The organism is Hydrogenivirga sp. 128-5-R1-1 (assembly GCF_000171895.1).
Genome location: NZ_ABHJ01000241.1, coordinates 1 through 1,755, shown reverse-complemented (window position 1 = coordinate 1,755; position 1,755 = coordinate 1). Strand labels below are relative to the sequence as shown.

At 36.2% G+C, this 1,755-nt stretch carries 3 protein-coding genes; 2 read left to right on the top strand and 1 reads right to left on the bottom strand.

The annotated features are described in order from the left end of the window. Together dapE and HG1285_RS19575 are read left to right on the top strand one after the other, a co-directional pair. The coding region (dapE, locus tag HG1285_RS02880) for a succinyl-diaminopimelate desuccinylase (RefSeq protein WP_008289014.1) at positions 1 to 880 on the top strand (880 nt) is incomplete at its 5' end. Beyond that, complete coding sequence (locus HG1285_RS19575) at positions 877 to 1,035, top strand: hypothetical protein (protein ID WP_008289013.1); 159 nt, start codon at positions 877 to 879, stop codon at positions 1,033 to 1,035. The genes dapE and HG1285_RS19575, both read left to right, overlap by 4 nt. Positions 1,036 to 1,039: 4 nt before the next feature. On the opposite strand, the gene HG1285_RS02885 is transcribed toward HG1285_RS19575, so the two are convergent. Further along, the coding region (locus HG1285_RS02885; protein WP_008289012.1) for a chorismate-binding protein at positions 1,040 to 1,755 on the bottom strand (716 nt) is incomplete at its 5' end.

The following is a 1,755-nucleotide window of genomic DNA, read 5'->3' as shown; positions in this document are numbered from 1 at the left end:
CACTTGTTGTCATCTGGATACCGTTCCCGGCGAAAATGATTTGACAGGTCAAATCATAGATGGTCGTCTTTATGGACTTGGTGCTTCTGATATGAAAGGTGGCCTTGCTGTAATGATGGGATTGATGGATTATTTTTCTAATAAAGAGAAAAGATTTAATTTGATATACGTTTTTTATGAAAAAGAAGAAGGTCCTTATGTTGATAATGGTCTTGAACCGCTTTTATCAGAGTTTGATATTATTCAAAAAGCTGACCTTGCGATAGCTTTAGAGCCTACAGATAACAAAGTTCAGGTTGGCTGTCTTGGCACACTCCACGCTTCTATTATTTTCAAAGGAAAAAGGGCACATTCAGCCCGTCCTTGGCAGGGAGAAAATGCAATCCATAAGGCAGCAGATTTCCTAAAAAGACTTGCAGATTACGGAATACATGAGTATGAATTTGATGGAATGAAATTTTTAGAAGTTATGAATGCCACAATGGTTGAGTTTTCAGGAGGAAGAAATATAATTCCGGATAAATTTGTTATTAATGTTAACTATCGCTTTGCTCCGGGGAAAACTATCGAACAGGCTAAAGAGGATGTTTTAAAACTGGTAAATGGTGAAGCTGAGGTTGAATTTACAGACCTTTGCCCATCTGGAAATGTTTGCCTGTATAATCCTGTTTTATCGGAGCTTATAGAAAAATACTCCCTCCCTGTTGAAGCTAAACAGGCATGGACAGATGTTGCAAGATTATCTCTGTATGGAATAGATGCTGTTAACTTTGGTCCCGGAGAAGCAGCACAGGCACACCAGAAAAATGAAAACATTCCCCTTGAAAATCTATACAAAAACTTTGAGATACTGTCTGACTTTATCAGAGTAGAAAAATGATAAAAATAATACGCAATATTATTTGGAAATTTGTTGATAAGAAACAAAGTAAAATTCCTAACTTGAAAACCCAAAAAGTAATTGAAGAAGCAAGAAAAGAACAAAATATGATTGAAATAAATAATCTTCAAGAATTAAAGGAATTCATAAAATAAATAATCAGACATTCTCTGCTATTTCAATCGCTTTTATAAGGGCTTTTGCTTTATTTACTGTTTCCTGATATTCATTTTCAGGGATTGAGTCTGCCACAATACCTGCCCCTGCCTGCACATAAATATCATCTTTTCTAACAATTGCTGTTCTTATTGCAATAGCAGTATCCAGATTACCATCAAAAGAAATATATCCTACGGCACCGGCATAGGGACCTCTTTTTTCTGGTTCCAGTTCTTCTATAATCTGCATTGCCCTAACTTTTGGAGCACCGCTTACAGTTCCAACAGGGAATACCGATTTAAGCACGTCAAGGGGATAAAGTCCTTCTTTTAACTCACCGGAAACATCAGAAACTATATGCATCACATGGGAATAATTTTCAATATACATAAATCTATCAACCTTTACGCTGCCTGCTTTTGCAACCTTTCCAACATCATTTCTTGCCAAATCAACAAGCATAAGGTGTTCTGCCCTTTCTTTTTCATCAGAAATAAGCTCTTCTGCAAGTTTTTTATCTTCTTCCGATGTTTTCCCTCTTGGTCTTGTTCCTGCTATAGGTTTTGTCTGTATTTTTCCATTTTTTACAGAAACCAGTATTTCCGGAGAAGAACCTATCAGCTTAATATCCCTGAAATCCAGATAAAAAAGATATGGTGAAGGATTTATCGCCCTTACTGCTCTATAAACATTAATAGGGTCTGTTTCAAGCTTTT